The organism is Bariatricus massiliensis (assembly GCF_900086725.1).
In the GTDB taxonomy this organism is placed as follows: Bacteria; Bacillota; Clostridia; order Lachnospirales; family Lachnospiraceae; genus Allocoprococcus; species Allocoprococcus massiliensis.
In genome coordinates this window covers 407,200-422,740 of record NZ_LT574836.1, presented here as the reverse complement: position 1 = coordinate 422,740, position 15,541 = coordinate 407,200, and the positions used below count along the sequence as shown (strand labels likewise).

General features: G+C 46.3%; 13 protein-coding genes. 2 read left to right on the top strand and 11 right to left on the bottom strand.

What is annotated here, in order from left to right:
• Positions 1-73 precede the first annotated feature (73 nt).
• The 9 genes from thiI to pheA all read right to left on the bottom strand — a co-directional run bounded on the left by thiI (position 74) and on the right by pheA (position 9,884).
• Positions 74-1,255, bottom strand: coding sequence for a tRNA uracil 4-sulfurtransferase ThiI (gene thiI / locus BN6465_RS03625; protein ID WP_066731781.1), 1,182 nt, complete (start codon positions 1,253-1,255; stop codon positions 74-76).
• A gap of 12 nt (positions 1,256-1,267) precedes the next feature.
• Positions 1,268-2,425 (bottom strand): cysteine desulfurase family protein, encoded by a 1,158-nt coding sequence (locus BN6465_RS03620; protein WP_066731779.1) that lies wholly within the window; start codon positions 2,423-2,425, stop codon positions 1,268-1,270.
• 69 nt (positions 2,426-2,494) lie between these two features.
• The gene (locus BN6465_RS03615; protein WP_066731777.1) at positions 2,495-3,232 is read right to left on the bottom strand and encodes a 16S rRNA (uracil(1498)-N(3))-methyltransferase; all 738 of its coding nucleotides are present in this window, start codon (positions 3,230-3,232) and stop codon (positions 2,495-2,497) included.
• A gap of 3 nt (positions 3,233-3,235) precedes the next feature.
• The gene (gene prmA, locus BN6465_RS03610) at positions 3,236-4,198 is read right to left on the bottom strand and encodes a 50S ribosomal protein L11 methyltransferase (RefSeq protein ID WP_066731775.1); all 963 of its coding nucleotides are present in this window, start codon (positions 4,196-4,198) and stop codon (positions 3,236-3,238) included.
• A 90-nt stretch (positions 4,199-4,288) separates the two neighbouring features.
• Entirely contained in the window at positions 4,289-4,858 is a 570-nt protein-coding gene (locus BN6465_RS03605) for a manganese efflux pump MntP (RefSeq protein WP_066731773.1), read from the bottom strand.
• Positions 4,859-5,253: 395 nt separating this feature from the next.
• On the bottom strand, positions 5,254-6,537 hold the full coding sequence (locus BN6465_RS03600) for an L-cysteine desulfidase family protein (RefSeq protein WP_066731771.1): 1,284 nt from the start codon (positions 6,535-6,537) through the stop codon (positions 5,254-5,256).
• 22 nt (positions 6,538-6,559) lie between these two features.
• The gene (locus tag BN6465_RS03595) at positions 6,560-7,435 is read right to left on the bottom strand and encodes a glycoside hydrolase family 25 protein (RefSeq protein WP_074017761.1); all 876 of its coding nucleotides are present in this window, start codon (positions 7,433-7,435) and stop codon (positions 6,560-6,562) included.
• On the bottom strand, positions 7,432-8,724 hold the full coding sequence (locus BN6465_RS03590) for an ATP-binding protein (RefSeq protein ID WP_066732754.1): 1,293 nt from the start codon (positions 8,722-8,724) through the stop codon (positions 7,432-7,434). The genes BN6465_RS03595 and BN6465_RS03590 overlap by 4 nt, the downstream gene beginning before the upstream one ends.
• A 29-nt stretch (positions 8,725-8,753) precedes the next feature.
• Positions 8,754-9,884: a prephenate dehydratase gene (pheA, locus tag BN6465_RS03585; protein WP_066731770.1), complete on the bottom strand. Its 1,131-nt coding sequence runs from the start codon at positions 9,882-9,884 to the stop codon at positions 8,754-8,756.
• Between the two features lie 182 nt (positions 9,885-10,066).
• Between pheA and pyrB the strand changes: the two genes are divergently transcribed.
• Together pyrB and BN6465_RS03575 are read left to right on the top strand one after the other, a co-directional pair.
• Positions 10,067-10,987: an aspartate carbamoyltransferase gene (gene pyrB / locus BN6465_RS03580; RefSeq protein WP_066731769.1), complete on the top strand. Its 921-nt coding sequence runs from the start codon at positions 10,067-10,069 to the stop codon at positions 10,985-10,987.
• Between the two features lie 15 nt (positions 10,988-11,002).
• A complete protein-coding gene (locus BN6465_RS03575; protein WP_066731768.1) occupies positions 11,003-11,449 on the top strand; it encodes an aspartate carbamoyltransferase regulatory subunit in 447 nt (148 codons plus the stop codon).
• A gap of 61 nt (positions 11,450-11,510) precedes the next feature.
• On the opposite strand, the gene BN6465_RS03570 is transcribed toward BN6465_RS03575, so the two are convergent.
• Both BN6465_RS03570 and BN6465_RS03565 read right to left on the bottom strand, forming a co-directional pair.
• Positions 11,511-14,585 (bottom strand): mechanosensitive ion channel domain-containing protein, encoded by a 3,075-nt coding sequence (locus tag BN6465_RS03570; protein ID WP_066731767.1) that lies wholly within the window; start codon positions 14,583-14,585, stop codon positions 11,511-11,513.
• A 12-nt stretch (positions 14,586-14,597) separates the two neighbouring features.
• The gene (locus BN6465_RS03565) at positions 14,598-15,377 is read right to left on the bottom strand and encodes a transporter substrate-binding domain-containing protein (RefSeq protein WP_066731765.1); all 780 of its coding nucleotides are present in this window, start codon (positions 15,375-15,377) and stop codon (positions 14,598-14,600) included.
• Positions 15,378-15,541: the final 164 nt, after the last annotated feature.

Sequence of the window (15,541 nt, the reverse complement as noted above, 5' to 3'; positions counted from 1 at the left end):
AGCCTGACATTGTCAGGCTCTCTCTTGTTATGTGATAGGGAATTCCCCATCACATAAAGTGCAGTCTTATTTACTATTTAATAACCATCGTCTCCGTTGTCTCTACCGCAGTCTTAAACAGTTCCTCAATCTTTTCCTGAAGTTTCTCTTCAGATTTTCTGATTCTCTCCACATTCGGCTTTGTCACCGGATGCTTCGCCACAAATATAGTACAGCAGTCTTCATACGGTAAAATAGATGTCTCGTAGGTGTTGATTTTTTCTGCCACCTCCACGATTTCCTGCTTGTCAAACCCAATAAGAGGGCGGTAAACAGGCAGCGTACAGACATCGTTAGTTGCGGTCAGGCTCTGCATCGTCTGGCTTGCCACCTGACCGATACTCTCTCCCGTGATCAGTCCAAGGCAGTCATCCTGTTTGGCAAAGTGCTCGGCAATCCGCATCATATAACGGCGCATGATAATCGTCAATTCATCATGCGGGCACGCCTCGTAAATATAGAGCTGAATATCCGTAAAATTAACGATATGAAGCTTAATCGGCCCCGTGTACCGTGAAACCAGCTTTGCCAGATCGATTACCTTCTGTTTTGCCCGCTCACTTGTGTAGGGCGGCGCATGAAAATACGTGGCTTCCAGTCCCACGCCCCGCTTTGAAATCATATATCCTGCCACCGGGCTGTCGATACCGCCCGACAAGAGCAGCATGGCCTTTCCGTTCGTACCTACCGGCATCCCTCCCGGCCCCGGAATAATCTCTGAATAAATGTAAATCTCGTCTCGCACTTCCACCCGCAGCATAACGTCCGGTTTGTGTACATCCACACGAATTTCCGGGAACGCTTCCAGTATCGCTTCCCCCAAATCTCTGTTAATTTCAGTTGAAGTCTTTGGATATGTTTTCTTTGCTCTTCTTGAATCCACTTTAAATGTGATATTCTTATCAGGATACACTTCATCCATATAAGCTGTCACATCTTTTTTTAATTGTTCAAATCCCTTGTCCTCCGCACGCACTACCGGGCAGATACCTACAATTCCGAACACTCTTTTCAAAGCCTCGGTCACATCGTCACAGTCATAGATTCCTTCACAATCCACATACACTCTCGCCTGAGATTTGTATACATGGAACTCTCCTTCCACGTCCTTCAGTGCGAACCGAATCTGCCTTACCAGCGCATCCTCAAACATGTAGCGGTTCTTACCCTTGATTCCTATCTCTCCGTATTTTATCAAAAAAGTTTGAAATTTCATTGTTTCCTCCTGTTAATGGCGTGTGTATTTTCTCAGCATTGGTACACAATTATATAATGATTCCAGCGTATAGTCAATTTCTTCTTGTGTGGTAAATTCCGACATACTGAACCGGAGCGTGGCATCCAGATATTCCTTTTTTGCCCCGATCCCCTTCAGCACACCGCTGACAGACGGATGATTCGAAGAACATGCCGAACCGGAAGACACATAAATCCCTTTCTCTTCCAGCGCGTGCAGAAGCACCTCGCTCCGGATTCCTGCAAAGCCTACACTGATAATGTGTGGTGCGCTGGTCTCGTCATACAATCCATGGATTGTGGTGTCTTCGATTTCCCCCACTCCTTCTATGAACCGCCGTTTCAGCGCGCGCATCCGGGCTACTTTCTCATCGAGCCCTGTATAGATTTCCCTTGCCGCCTGCGCAATTCCTGCAATCCCCGGAACATTTTCCGTGCCGGAGCGCATATTCTTCTGCTGCCCTCCACCGAATATAATCGGTTTCACCTTCGCTTTTTCACTGATATAGAGAACACCCACTCCTTTTGGCCCGTGAATCTTATGCCCGCTCAGAGAAAGCATATCTATTCCGGTTTTCTTAGGATAAATCCTGTATTTGCCGAATCCCTGCACCGCATCTACATGGAAAAGAATATTGCGGTTATACGCCTTCACTATACTGGCAGCCTCCATGATCGGCTGTACAGAACCGACCTCGTTATTCACATACATGATCGACACTAAAATGGTCTCCTTGCACAATGCCTGCTTCAAGGCACTCAGACGCACTCTCCCATACTCGTCGACCGGGAGATAGGTTACCCGGAACCCCTCTTCTTCCTCAAGATAGCGCATGGCATTGAGTATGGCAGGATGCTCGATCACTGTGGTAATCAAATGTTTGCCTGCGCGGCAGTTTGCCCATGCTCCGCCAATCAACGCTAAATTATCGCTCTCCGTCCCGCAGGAAGTAAAATATATCTCCTTTTCCTGTACCTTGAGCAGTTTTGCAAAAGTCTCCTGTGCATCCTTGACATACCTCTCGGCCTCCACGCCCTTGCGGTGCATGGATGAAGGGTTCCCATAGTCTTCGCACATCACTTTTCCTACTATATCCCGAACGCTTTCATAAGCTTTGGTCGTAGCTGAATTATCCAGATAAATTTCCATTCTATTGTCTCCTAAACGATTCCTCTCTATATCTTATGCCGAAAAATAACACCTGTTATTCCTTCCGCCCTATGTTTCCAATACGAACATCAGCACCGACAACATGGCCAGTCCTGCCGTCTCCGTCCTCAGTATTCTCCTCCCAAGGGTGATTGCCGCCGCTCCGGATTCAACCGCCGCCGAAACCTCCGCCGCCTCAAAACCGCCCTCCGGACCGATAAAGATTCCAATCGACTGCCCGCTTTTTATCGCCTCAATCTGTGCTTTTGTCTCCTGCATGCCTTGGGCCAGCTCATAAGGAATCAATGTTACGTCAAGCATTTCCGCATACTTCAAAGCCTCCGGGTAGGACATCACCTGTTTCACCTTAGGAATGATTCCCCGTCCGGCCTGCTTCGCCGCACTCTCGGCTATGCTGTTCCAGCGCTCTACCTTTTTTGCCGCCTTCTTGTCATCAAGTTTTACTACAGAGCGCTTAGTGGCGACCGGTATCACCTCATACGCCCCTAGCTCCACCGCTTTTTGCACGATCAAATCCATCTTATCACTTTTGGGCAGTCCTTGAAAAAGGTATAGTCGCGAAGCCAGCTCTGTGTCAGCTTCTTTTTTCTCCAGAATAGACAGGACAGCTTTATCGTCTTCGTATCCCGTTATCTCGCACAAATACCTGCAGTTATTGCCGTCGCTGACTTCTGTCCGCTCACCTGTCTTCATGCGGAGCACATTTTTCATGTGATTCACATCAGAACCAACGATATAAACTCTGTCTTCTATTACTTGCTCCGGCGTCACAAAAAAATGATGCATCTTCTACCCCTTCCGACTCTTTCTGGCTGTGACCGACACCCATTCTCCCTGATGATTTACGGAAACCACATTCAAACCGGACGCTTTTACGGCTTCCACGACAGTTTCTTCCTTGTCCTCGATGATTCCGCTTGTAATATAGATACCGCCTTCTTTTAAGTGATTCACAATCACCGGAGTGAGAGGTACGAGCACATCGGCCAGAATATTGGCAACTACAATATCGTAAGCCTCATATCCTACTTTATCCTGAATAGTCTTGTCATCGATAATATTCCCGATCATGACCTCATATTTATCTCCAGAAATTCCATTGGCCTTCATATTTTCATGAGTCGCTTCGATAGCACAAGGATCCAAATCGGTGCCTACCGAAGACGCAGCCCCGAACTTCAGAGCCAGCATTCCCAGAATTCCGCTTCCACACCCGACATCCAGAATCGTTGTATCCGTTGTCACATACTTGCGAAGCTGCCGGATACAGAGCTGAGTCGTCTCATGCATACCAGTTCCGAAGGCAGTCCCCGGATCAATATGAATAATCATCTTCCCCTCGTCTTCCGGTTTTACCTCCTCCCATGAAGGTATAATCAATATGTCATCCACACAAAATTGGTGGAAATACTGTTTCCAATTGTTTACCCAGTCCACATCCTCCGTCTGGGATTCTTCAATTGTGCATTCGCCCGCATCCACGTAGGAGCGCATCTCTTCTAATTCTCGTTTGACATCGGCCAGCATCCGCTCCTTGTCATCGTCTTCCTCCAAGTAGAAACTGATATAAGCTACCCCGTCGTCCACGCCGGTCTCGGGCAGAATATCCACAAACATCTGCTCCTTTTCTTCCTCCGTCATAGGAAGCCTGTCCTCAATCTCAATCCCTTGAATACCTAAATCCATCAACATGCTGCTGACGATATCTTCCGCCTCTGTAGTTGTCTTTAATCTAAATTTATTCCACTTCATATTTCAATCTCCTGTATTCACATACTTTACCAATTGTCAGTATACCAATTCCACCGATGAAATGCAATGCAAAATCCGCCCGAAAAACGCTTAGAATAGACCCAGATGTTCCAAAAGGATTTTGGCTCCGAGAAGAATCAATATCACGCCTCCCGCCAGTTCTGCCTTATTTTTATATTTCCCGCCGAACACATTGCCGATTTTCACTCCAATCATAGAAATCATCAAAGTCACAACACCGATAAAGCTTACTGCCGGCACAATGTCGACCCGGAGGAACGCAAATGTCACACCTATGGCCAATGCGTCAATGCTGGTGGCCACTGCCAGCGCAAACATAGTCCGCATATCCAAGGCCTCGTCCGCTTCTTCTTCACATTCACACTCCGGCTTCAGCGCCTCCCTGACCATATTGCCACCGATGATGCCCAGAAGGATAAACGCAATCCAGTGGTCTATCGATGTAATCACATCCTTGAACTGCACCCCCAGTACATAGCCAATCAATGGCATCCCCGCCTGAAAAACGCCAAACCAGAGTCCAACTATCATTGATTTCCCCCACGTACATTTTTTCATGGCCAGCCCCTTACAGACAGATACCGCAAATGCATCCATAGACAACCCTACTGCAATTAAAAACAATTCAACTAAATTCATGATTCTTTATCCTTCCTTGTAATTCTAAATGAAGTTTCCTACGTTCGAATAAAGTGGACAAGTCCACTTCACCTCCCTGTATCCCTCCCTCATGAGGGACTTGTACACTTTGCGCGCCAATGTGCGGCTGCGAAGCAGCTTTCCTCTGCACATTGTGCGCATCCCCCCCGGAGGGTTTTTGTAACGCTAGGGAACGAAGTTTCCTAGCGTTACAAAAAAAGACCTATCCGTGGCGTTCCACGGATAAGTCTCATTATTTAAAGTAATGCCAGATGATCTGCTCATCAGTATGTTGACAATACTGCGCTGCCGCGCCAACTACTCCCTTATCAGCTAGTGCTATTATATCGGGCACTTTTTCTCTTGTCAACATCTTTTCGAGAAGTTTTATCACTTTAGCAGTCTTCCCCTACCATGATTTCAATAATTTCTTCATTTGTCTCCCGCATACCTTCTTTGCCTAGCCGTCCTACATTTCGTATTGTGGAATCCGCTCCTTTTGTCACAATTCCGTCCCCGGCATAGAACTGCTGGCCTCTCTTATACATATTGAATCCCAAGATCCCCGCGTCGACTGCAGCCGCTATCTTGGCCGCGCAGGACGCTTTGGCGCCGTCACAGACAATACCGGAAACAATGGCAAGTGCATTGACTACCGTGTGCGTAATGTCTTCATATGTACCACCGCAGAGATAGGCAATCCCTGCCCCTGCCGCCGCGCCGGCGCACACTGCTCCGCAGTAAGCACTGAGGCGTCCGATTCCTGTCTTCTGGTGGATGGCAACGAGATTGGAAAGCGTCAGGGCACGGTAGAGCTTCTCCTCGCCCGCCTCCATATCCTCTGCGTATTCGATGACCGGCAGGGAACAGGTCATTCCCTGATTTCCGCTTCCCGAATTGATAATGACCGGAAGTTCACAGCCATTCATCCTTGCGTCCGAGCCGGCAGCCGCTTTTGCCTTCGCACGGGTGCGGAGGTTATCTCCCTCCATATCCAGAAGGACACTTCCAATATTGGCACCGTAGTTGCCCCGAAGCCCTTCCTCCGCTATTGCCGTATTATATGCAATCTGCCTTCCGATTACTTCACGCACGTCTTCAATATCCACGGTGTTCACAAAATCCCATATACTCTCCATGTCAAGAAGAGAGCGGTCGGTAAGCCCCTCTTCACTCTCTCCCTGCACTTCTTTCTCCAGAAGGACTTCTCCGTTTTTCTCTATGAGCACGATATTCGTATGATAGTTGGCAATTCTTACCTTTGCATAATCTTCACCGTTGTATTCTGTAACGATAATCTCAAATGTGATTCCGTTGTCTATATGGCGGACTTGTACCGGAACCTCTTCAAGGAACTTTTTCATAGCCGCGATTTCCGCTTCCGAAACCGAAGCGATGACCTCCAGTTCCTTTTCCGCCTTCCCCGCAATGATTCCCGCCACTGCAGCCGCCGGAATCCCTTTTAGATGATTTGTATTGGGTACGATGACGGATTTTACATTTTTGATAATACTGCCGCTGGCATCAATCATGACCTTGTCCGGCATTGCTCCAAGTACTTCTCGCGCCTTCGCGGCCGCGTAAGCCAGCGCAATCGGCTCCGTACACCCCATTGCAGGAACCAGCTCTTCTTTTAGTATTTGCACATAGGCGCCATACTTCTCATCTGTTTTCTTCATAAATTTTCCCTCTCTTTGTCATTTATAATGTATGAAACCACACATTGATGTCCGCATTCCCCTGAATCCCCGGGACAGTCCCGCTCTCTGTGTACTGCCAGATAGTAAATTCATACGGACACTGAGGTGCCGCTTCATAATCAGCATACCATTTATCATATTTTGTTAACTTCTCAAGCTCCAGCGTAAATGCCATCCATTTCATATTGGCATAGATCATCGGCTCCCTCCCCGCTTCTTCCACCGCCTCGCAGAAGGCAATGCAGTGGCGGGTAATCTCTTCTCTGGTAAGATTGTCTGTCCTTGCCGTATCATCCTTGATTTCCTCCGTATCAAAAACGATGGGGCCTTCTATCGTATACCCGGCAGTATGCTCCAAAACAAACTGCGCTTCTTCTCTGGCTTCCTCCTCGGTCACCGCCTGCGAAAAGAAATATACGCCCACTTTTAAACCTGCGGCAGCCGCAGCCTGAACATTCTGCTCATAATATTCATCCAGAACAAGCTTTCCCTCTTCCCCGTATCCACGGAATCCCAGACGGACAATCGCAAAGCTCATTCCGGCCTCCCTCACTTGATTCCAGTCTACGGCCTCCTGATACTTTGAGACATCCACCCCGAGCTCTGACAGCACCTTGCCGTCCTCATCCTTATAATAGGGGTATCCATTCTCCCATGTCAAGTACTCATAATCATAAGTACAGGCGGGGACATCTTCCCTCAACTCGGCTACATATGATTCCCCGAGCACATCCACAAAGGTATAGGTCTCTGTTTCTTCCACGTCCTCTTTTTTCTCTTCCGTTTCCGGCGCCGGCACTTTCTCAGACTTTTCACACCCTGTACAGCCAGCCAGCATCAGTGTCAGCATAAGGAACAGCGCTGTATACTTTTTCATATTTCCTGCCCCAGCAAGTAATCGACGAACTGTTGTGCCGTCCTTCCACTTAAGCCGCCATGGCTTAACTCCCATTTATTTGCCTCAAGAAGGAGTTCTTCCTCCGGCATATGTATCCCATTCTTTTGGGCCAGCGCCTTGACAATTTTCTGAAATTCCTTCTTGTCCGGTTTGCCAAAATATATGGTCACTCCAAACCTTGCCACCAGTGAAAGCTTTTCCTGCACGGTATCGTTGGTATGCAGCTCTTCATCACGGTCTGCCTTATCCTTAAATGTCTCCCTGACAAGGTGGCGGCGGTTCGAGGTGGCATAAATCAGTATATTATCGGGTTTCCTCTCCAAGCCGCCCTCGATAACAGCTTTGAGGTATTTATATTCAATTTCAAATTCTTCGAAGGATAAATCATCCATATAAATGATGAATTTATAATTGCGGTTCTTAATCTGGGCAATGATATCGTTCAAGTCTTGAAACTGGTGTTTATACACTTCTATCATCCGCAGTCCCTGCTCATAATACTGATTGAGAATCGCCTTGATGGAGGAAGATTTGCCTGTCCCCGCGTCCCCGAATAAAAGACAATTGTTGGCCCGTCTTCCTTTCACAAATGCTTCCGTATTATCAATCAGTTTTTTCTTCGCTCTTTCATATCCGACCAGATCATCCAAATGGACGTGGGCAATCTTAGTGATAGGGATAATCTCCGCTCCCTCCTCTGTCCGTTCCACCCGGAAGGCCTTATGAAGCCCGAATTTTCCAACGCCGAATTCCTTATAGAACTGGGTCACGATTTTTTTGAATTCTTCTGCACTCCCTGCGTTTCCCAGCGCCCTGCTCAAGTCACAGATGCGGTTGCGGATTCGCGTATTGAACACTTTCCCATGGCCATTCGTGTGGTGGTAATCGGTAATCATCCCCATACATTCCACACCAATCTGCCTCTCCATCTCTTCCAGTTCATAGTCGAACAATTCCTTAAATATCTCAAAATCATGGAGCGCCGCTTTATTGATGCTCCCGTCCACCCCGCCCACGATCTCGCAGGCCGTGCTGTAAGCATTTTCGCTGTTCGCAAGAAGATAGGTCAGATAGTTGTGCCAGAGGTTCCCCTCGAATCCATAGCTGCTTGCCATATCAATAATTTCGCTCACACATTCAAAAAGCAGCCCTTTTAAATCTTCTTTATTATAATATCCATTATCCGCATTTTCCATCAAAAAGGTCATGTCTTTGAGAATATTTTCGTGGTCCATATACTTATACAATACTAATTCATTTGTTCTCATGCCTGCTCCCTTTCGTCTTTCATCCATCTTTAATAATTACCAAGAATTTTCAGGTTCATCGCCTCTTCCCGGAGGCCTCGGATTGCATTTTTCACGGCCGGATCTGCCATATTCCCCTCAAAATCCACAAAAAATCTATATTCCCAGCTTCTTCCTTCCACCGGGCGTGATTCAATCTTCGTCATATTGAGGTCATTGTAAATAAAATGGGAAAGCAGGTGGTACAGAGAGCCGCTCTCGTGGGGCACTTCAAAACAAATGCTGATTTTGGAGGCATTTTTCAAAAACACTTTCTGGTTGGTCACAATGATGAACCGAGTACTGTTGTCCGTCTCATCGTTGATATTGCGGGCCAGAATATCCAGTCCATACAGATTGGCGGCATATTCATTGCACACGGCCGCCTGCGTAACATCCTTGTCCTCTAGCATCTTCTTTGCTGCCACGGCCGTGTTGGCGATACTAATCTGCTGCCACCCGGCGTGGGCGTCTAAGTAGCGGGAAGTCTGCATCAATCCCTGCGGGTGAGAGTACACTCTCTCGATACTGGAAAGTGTCGTCCCCTTCACTCCCGCCAGCATGTGCCTAATCGGAAGGACCGTCTCCCCGACGATATAATTTTCAAATTCTACCAGCAGGTCGTAAACCTGCACGACAGCACCGGCAGACGAGTTCTCTATAGGAAGCACCGCATAATCTGCGCTCCCTTCCTCTATGGCCTCCATGGCGTCACGGAAGGCTGCCACATGAAAATAATTGACATCTTTGCCGAAGTACTGTTCCATCGCCGCCTGATTGTTGGCGCCTTCTACACCTTGGAACACTACACGGACACCTTCCATGTCTAGTTTATCCAGACCGATAAAGGGCAGCTTTCCCAGAGCCCCCGCATCGGTCAGCCGCTGATACTGCAGCTTCCTGCTCATAGACATAATCTGCTCAAACAACTCTTTAATGCCTTTTTTATTAAATTCCGTGGACATCCCGGCCGCCACCGCCGCCAATTTTTCGTTCTCCCTCGTCCGGTCAAATACCTTCCTGCCGTTCTTTATCTTGTAATCTGCCACCTCGGCACATATCTCCATACGCTTTTCATAAAGCGAGGTAATCTGCCCGTCGATAACATCCAGTTCTTTTCTCATCTCTTCCAACGTGGCCATCGTCTCTCTCCTTTTCTCATACGCTAATATATTATTATAGTACATTTTTCCTGCAAAATCTACAATTCTTATCTATACTGATGACAATTTTATTGAAATGATACTTGAATTAGTATATGATAGTAAAAGGAAATAACAACATAATGATATATTGTCATTATAAGATAAAGGAGGTTTCTTTCATGAGACATTTAATGAGTCCTTTGGATTTTTCCGTAGAGGAATTGAACCAGCTTATGGACTTGGCTAACGACATTGAGGCACATCCGGAAAAATACGCGCATGCCTGTGCCGGAAAAAAGCTTGCCACACTATTTTATGAGCCGAGCACACGAACCCGTTTAAGCCATGAAGCTGCCATGCTGAATCTAGGGGGAAACATTATGGGATTTTCTTCCGCGGCGTCCAGTTCTGCTACAAAAGGTGAGAGCGTCTCTGACACTATAAGAATGATTTCCTGCTATGCAGATATCTGTGCTATCCGCCATCCTAAAGAAGGAGCACCTATGGTAGCCTGCCAGCACGCAACGATACCTGTTATCAATGCCGGAGACGGTGGACACCAGCATCCAACCCAGACTTTAACAGATTTACTTACTATCCGCTCTTTAAAAGGGCGTCTTGACCATTTAAAAATCGGTCTTTGCGGCGATTTAAAATTCGGCCGTACCGTTCATTCTTTGATTAATGCCCTCGTTCGCTATGATAATATTGAATTTGTATTAATCTCCCCGGAAGAACTGCGCCTTCCCAGCTATGTCAGAAAGGATGTTCTGGACAAACAGCATATTCCTTATGAGGAAGTCGTGCGTCTGGAAGACGCGCTTCCAGAACTGGACCTGCTATACATGACCCGGGTGCAGAAGGAACGTTTCTTCAATGAGGAAGATTATGTTCGCATGAAGGATTTCTACATTCTGGACAAGAAAAAAATGACGCTTGCGCCGGAAGATATGCTTGTCCTGCATCCACTCCCAAGAGTAAACGAGATATCCGTTGAAGTGGATGAAGACCCAAGAGCTGTCTATTTCAAGCAAGTACAATATGGGGTATATGTGCGTATGGCACTGATACTCACTTTACTGAATATCAAAGTAGAATAAAAGGAGGTGCCTTTCGTGGTAAAAAACACATTGAATATCGGAAAAATATCGGAAGGGTTCGTATTAGATCATATACAGGCCGGAAAGAGCATGGAGATTTATAAACATCTCCGGCTCGATAAACTGGACTGCTGCGTGGCCATTATTAAGAATGCGAAAAGCAGCAAAATGGGGAAAAAAGACATTATCAAAATTGAATGTCCTATCGATATCATTGATCTTGATATTCTCGGCTTCATAGATCACAATATCACCGTGAACATTATTTCCGATGAGCAGATTGTATCAAAAAAAGAACTGAGGCTTCCCAAGGAAATAAAGAATGTAATAAAATGTAAAAACCCCCGCTGCATCACTTCTATAGAACAAGAGCTGGATCATGTCTTTGTTCTGACCGATGAGGAAAACGAAGTGTACCGCTGTAAATATTGTGAGGAAAAATATGACAGCAGTCAGTCCTAAGTCTTCTCACATAAAAGAACGACCCGCAAGCCTGCAGGCTTATGGGTCGTTCTTTTAAATTTTAATTACGTTCCTCACTCTCTTCCCCCAGAGCTTTGGACATTTCCTTCTGAGATTTGTTGAATGCATCCGCGCGCATCTTTTCCCATTCTGTCGCCTTTTCATGCTCTTTGGGATGATTGATAACAACCTGTGGATATGGGATGTTAATCTCATATTTGTCGAAAAGAATCTTCATCTCTCTATTCAGATCTCTGGCAAGCTGTATCCTGTCAGCCTCCTTACACTGTGCCACAATACGTATATTGACACTGTTATCTCCAAGAGATACCACCCCTTTGTAGAATGGTCCCTCCTTGATGGTGGGAACTCTTTTCTTAATATTCGGGAGCTCTTTGGCCAGAATATTTTCCACCTTCTCCAAAGACTCTCCGTATTCAATTCCCACATCACAGGATGTAAAGGAATTACGTCTTGTCATATTGATGACTCCACTGACTTCGCTGTTGCTTATAATTTTGACATTATTGCCCGGGTCTTCAATCTTCGTGGTACGCACACCTATCTCAAGTACCGTTCCCCTCCAATCTCCAATCGTAACAATATCTCCGACTTGGAATTCTCCTTCAAAGATGATGAACAGTCCAGCAAGAATATCGGAAACTAAGGTTCTGGCTCCAAGGCCGATTACCAGCGACAAAATCCCAGCAGAAGCTAGCAGCGTCTTAGTGTCCACTCCAAATAGGGCAAAACAATAATACAAAATCGCAATGACTGCGAGGTATTTTGTGAAGCTGCTGATCAGCCTGCACACAGTTTCCCCTCTGGCCCCGAACGTTCTGGATAGCATTTTCAATACCTTGCGTATGAGCATCACCGCCACACTGACCACACAGATAATCATGATACAGCCTGTTATAGCAAATACATTGACGCTCTTTTCCCATTTCCCGTTCAGCACATAGAGAAAAATCGAATCCTCCCCGAAAAAGTTGTCTTTAAAGAGGACTGCCACACAGATAACCAGCGCCAGAATCCCGAGCATCCCTTTCATCACAGCTGCAACTTGCTGTTCCGGCGTCCTCTCTCCCCATTTAACGGTGATATTTGCCCAGCGGCTTGCCGCCGCCTCTGTCTTTCTCACACTTCCGTCCGGCATCACCACATCAACCATAGGGCCGTCATCACCGTGCTCCTGATTTTTTTCTTCCCCGGCTTTTTTCTCAGGACTGAACGCTAAAAGCGCAAAAATAAGAAGCAGGCAGAGCAGGCCAACCCCGGTACTTGCAATTGCAACCGGAAGACGTGTTCCTGTCATCTCTTTATCTGGTATTACCACATACACATAATCTGTGCTCGTCTCTAAACAGGAGCCATAATACTTCTGTCCGTCAATTGTTATATAGTCATTGTATCCGTCACGGAACTGTTTCTCTTCCATTCCATATTGAAGAGCATTCTTCCCATCCATTCGTTTCTTGGGATAGTGTGTGAAAATCTTATCCTTTTTATCGACCGCGAAAGCAAAACCGTTGACTCCCGTCTTCACCCCGTCCAGCACAGAAGAAAGCTTCGTGGCTGCCAACGCCTCCTCCAGCTTATCCGGGACAATAGAAATCTGGACAAACCCATCAGGCTCCCCGTCCCCGCTGTACATTACAACGCCGATATACTGATGATACTCCCCTGAGACTTCATCGGGCTGCGCCTCCTGAATCTCATACTCCACGCCCTGAAGTAGTTTTCTGAATTCGTACGACTGCTCCTTCGGATCGTCGCTGATTTCAAAATCAATATAATTAGAATCCGTAACCTCTTCTTTTCCATCCTTATCAAAAACAATGAGAAATTCTACTCCGAGAACTTTGCTCAGCTCTTGCAGCTCTTCTCTTGTCTGAAGCTGTGGATTGCCTCCAAGTATATAAGCCGCGACTTGGCACTTGTTCAGATAACGTCTATTATATTGCGAAGTGATAAGCTCAATGTCGTCTGCATTATGTTCCAGTGTTTCCTGCACATCCTGCACTCTTTTATTGTTGCTCATAGAATGCAGCGACAGTGAGAACAATGTCTGCATATAGAAGGAAACAATCAGCACAAAGATTAGTCCCACCACCATTATGGAAGCAAGTTTTTTGGAAAGTAACTTGTTAAAATAGATACCTCCTAAGACCTTGAAGTCTTTTGTACCAGTCCCACCCTCTTGCTCCTGCTCATTCAAAAGCAGAATCGCATAGATGACTACTATGGTCATGACAATAAAAAAGATAAACAACACAATCCCTACAGTAATATTCCTAGACGCAGCAATCTCTTTTTCTGGAACCGCACAGATAACGTAGGCATTGTCGGTGTCGATTTGTTTGACTCCGCAATAGAACCGTTCACCGTCAATCTCCATCCACCCGTAATGATTATCCTCCAAATCTGCCACATCAAGCCCCGCAATCAAGGCATCCTGTCCTATCATATCCTTATCGGGATGATACTGGAATGTATAATCCTGACTGGAGACGGCAAAGGTGTACCCATCCAGACCCACACTCACTTTACTCAAAATACTCTCCCAAGAAGATGTATTATCCTGAAGCTGATGAAGCTCTTCCGGGTCATGCTCGATTACAGCCTCCCGCTCATCATCAATTTTGGCGCTATAATACCGGCGTACATCCCCGCCTATTTCCACCTCAAACGCTTCTGATGGCTCCCCTGTCTCAAACACCGTTCTAAGCTGATTGAAACGCTGGAAGGAAAAATCGGCCTTAGAGTTGTGAGCTTGAACGATTGGAGTACCCTCCCTATCAATAATAATAATGTTGCTTATATTCATCATGTCAGCCAATTCTTTCATTTTGGCATCTGTATAAGCAAAGTTTTTGTCTTTATTTGCCATATAAGCGATGCTGGCAGCCTTTGAGCGATATACTTCATCGTAGCTTTCCACATTTTGTACTGCCTTTTTGTCTGCTTCGTCAATCAGTCCCTGCATCTGCTGAATCTTTTCCTTTGTATCTCTGCCCTGATTCCTGATAGAAAGATTTGTCTGCATCACGGTCAAGAAGACTCCAAGCACGACAAGACATACCGCCTCCACCAAGAACATGACGACTGCTTTTTTTCTTAAATTTTTAGACATTCTGCGCTCCCCCTAATCCCACTTATCTATCAATTTGGCAATCGTGCCGTCATCCAGCATCTTCTGTATGGATTCAGCAACAGGTTTGCTTAGTTTGGAATCCTTCTGTGTAGCCACGCCATAATCTTCCTGATAAATCGTATCCTCAAGGAATACCCGATCATCATTCATATATGCTATGGCAATGCAGCCATCCATACACACCGCGTCCGCGGTGCCTTCTTCCAACGCCTGACTGAGCTCCGCATATGTACCTTTTTTCAACAGAGATGTACCTTTTGGATCCTCCGCTGTTATGAGTCCCATCCCCGTCATCTTCTGTGCAAGCTCCGGCGCTGTATTAGCGCCGTCGAGAACACCTATTTTCTTTCCTACCAGCTCCTCGATACTGCCTATCATAGAAGTCTTCTCGACCATAATCCTAGTGTAATCTGAATAATACGCAGGCGAAAAATCAAAATTTTCCAAGCGGGTCTCCGATATAGAATACGCTGCTATCAGGCAGTCCACATCCCCATTGAGAAGCATGTCCTTCCTCGTATCTGGCTTCACTGTTACAAACTCTGCCTCTGCATATCCCAAATCCTCCGCAAGAAGTCTCGCAAGATCAATCTCCATTCCATAATACTGGCCCGTCGTCGGATTCAGATACCCTAGATTCATAACGTCATCGCGGACTCCCACTTTCAATGTGCCGGACTTTGACTCCTTCCCACACGCGGACGCTGCAGCCGACAGCAAAACGGTCATTGCCAGCACGAAAGACACTGCTGTTTTTACTCTCTTCATCATTCGTCTCCTTCCAATTCCTCTTTGAGCAACAGCCCTTCGGCTTTGTCACATTCAAAAACCGGGCAGCTGGACCTGCCCGGTTCTTCTCAAGAAAATTATATGATTCTTTGCTCAGTTTACACAACTACAATATCGGTATAGAATATACGAAATTTGTCGAGATA

Bases quoted from the DNA above. Each gene is read 5' to 3' on its own strand.
- BN6465_RS03570 (WP_066731767.1), bottom strand. From the start codon at position 14,585: ATGTCTAAAAATTTAAGAAAAAAAGCAGTCGTCATGTTCTTGGTGGAG.
- BN6465_RS03615 (WP_066731777.1), bottom strand. From the start codon at position 3,232: ATGCATCATTTTTTTGTGACGCCGGAGCAAGTAATAGAAGACAGAGTT.
- BN6465_RS03595 (WP_074017761.1), bottom strand. From the start codon at position 7,435: ATGAAAAAGTATACAGCGCTGTTCCTTATGCTGACACTGATGCTGGCT.
- pyrB (WP_066731769.1), top strand. From the start codon at position 10,067: ATGAGACATTTAATGAGTCCTTTGGATTTTTCCGTAGAGGAATTGAAC.
- BN6465_RS03565 (WP_066731765.1), bottom strand. From the start codon at position 15,377: ATGATGAAGAGAGTAAAAACAGCAGTGTCTTTCGTGCTGGCAATGACC.
- BN6465_RS03600 (WP_066731771.1), bottom strand. From the start codon at position 6,537: ATGAAGAAAACAGATGAGAAGTATGGCGCCTATGTGCAAATACTAAAA.
- pheA (WP_066731770.1), bottom strand. From the start codon at position 9,884: ATGGCCACGTTGGAAGAGATGAGAAAAGAACTGGATGTTATCGACGGG.
- BN6465_RS03605 (WP_066731773.1), bottom strand. From the start codon at position 4,858: ATGAATTTAGTTGAATTGTTTTTAATTGCAGTAGGGTTGTCTATGGAT.
- BN6465_RS03590 (WP_066732754.1), bottom strand. From the start codon at position 8,724: ATGAGAACAAATGAATTAGTATTGTATAAGTATATGGACCACGAAAAT.
- BN6465_RS03620 (WP_066731779.1), bottom strand. From the start codon at position 2,425: ATGGAAATTTATCTGGATAATTCAGCTACGACCAAAGCTTATGAAAGC.
- prmA (WP_066731775.1), bottom strand. From the start codon at position 4,198: ATGAAGTGGAATAAATTTAGATTAAAGACAACTACAGAGGCGGAAGAT.
- thiI (WP_066731781.1), bottom strand. From the start codon at position 1,255: ATGAAATTTCAAACTTTTTTGATAAAATACGGAGAGATAGGAATCAAG.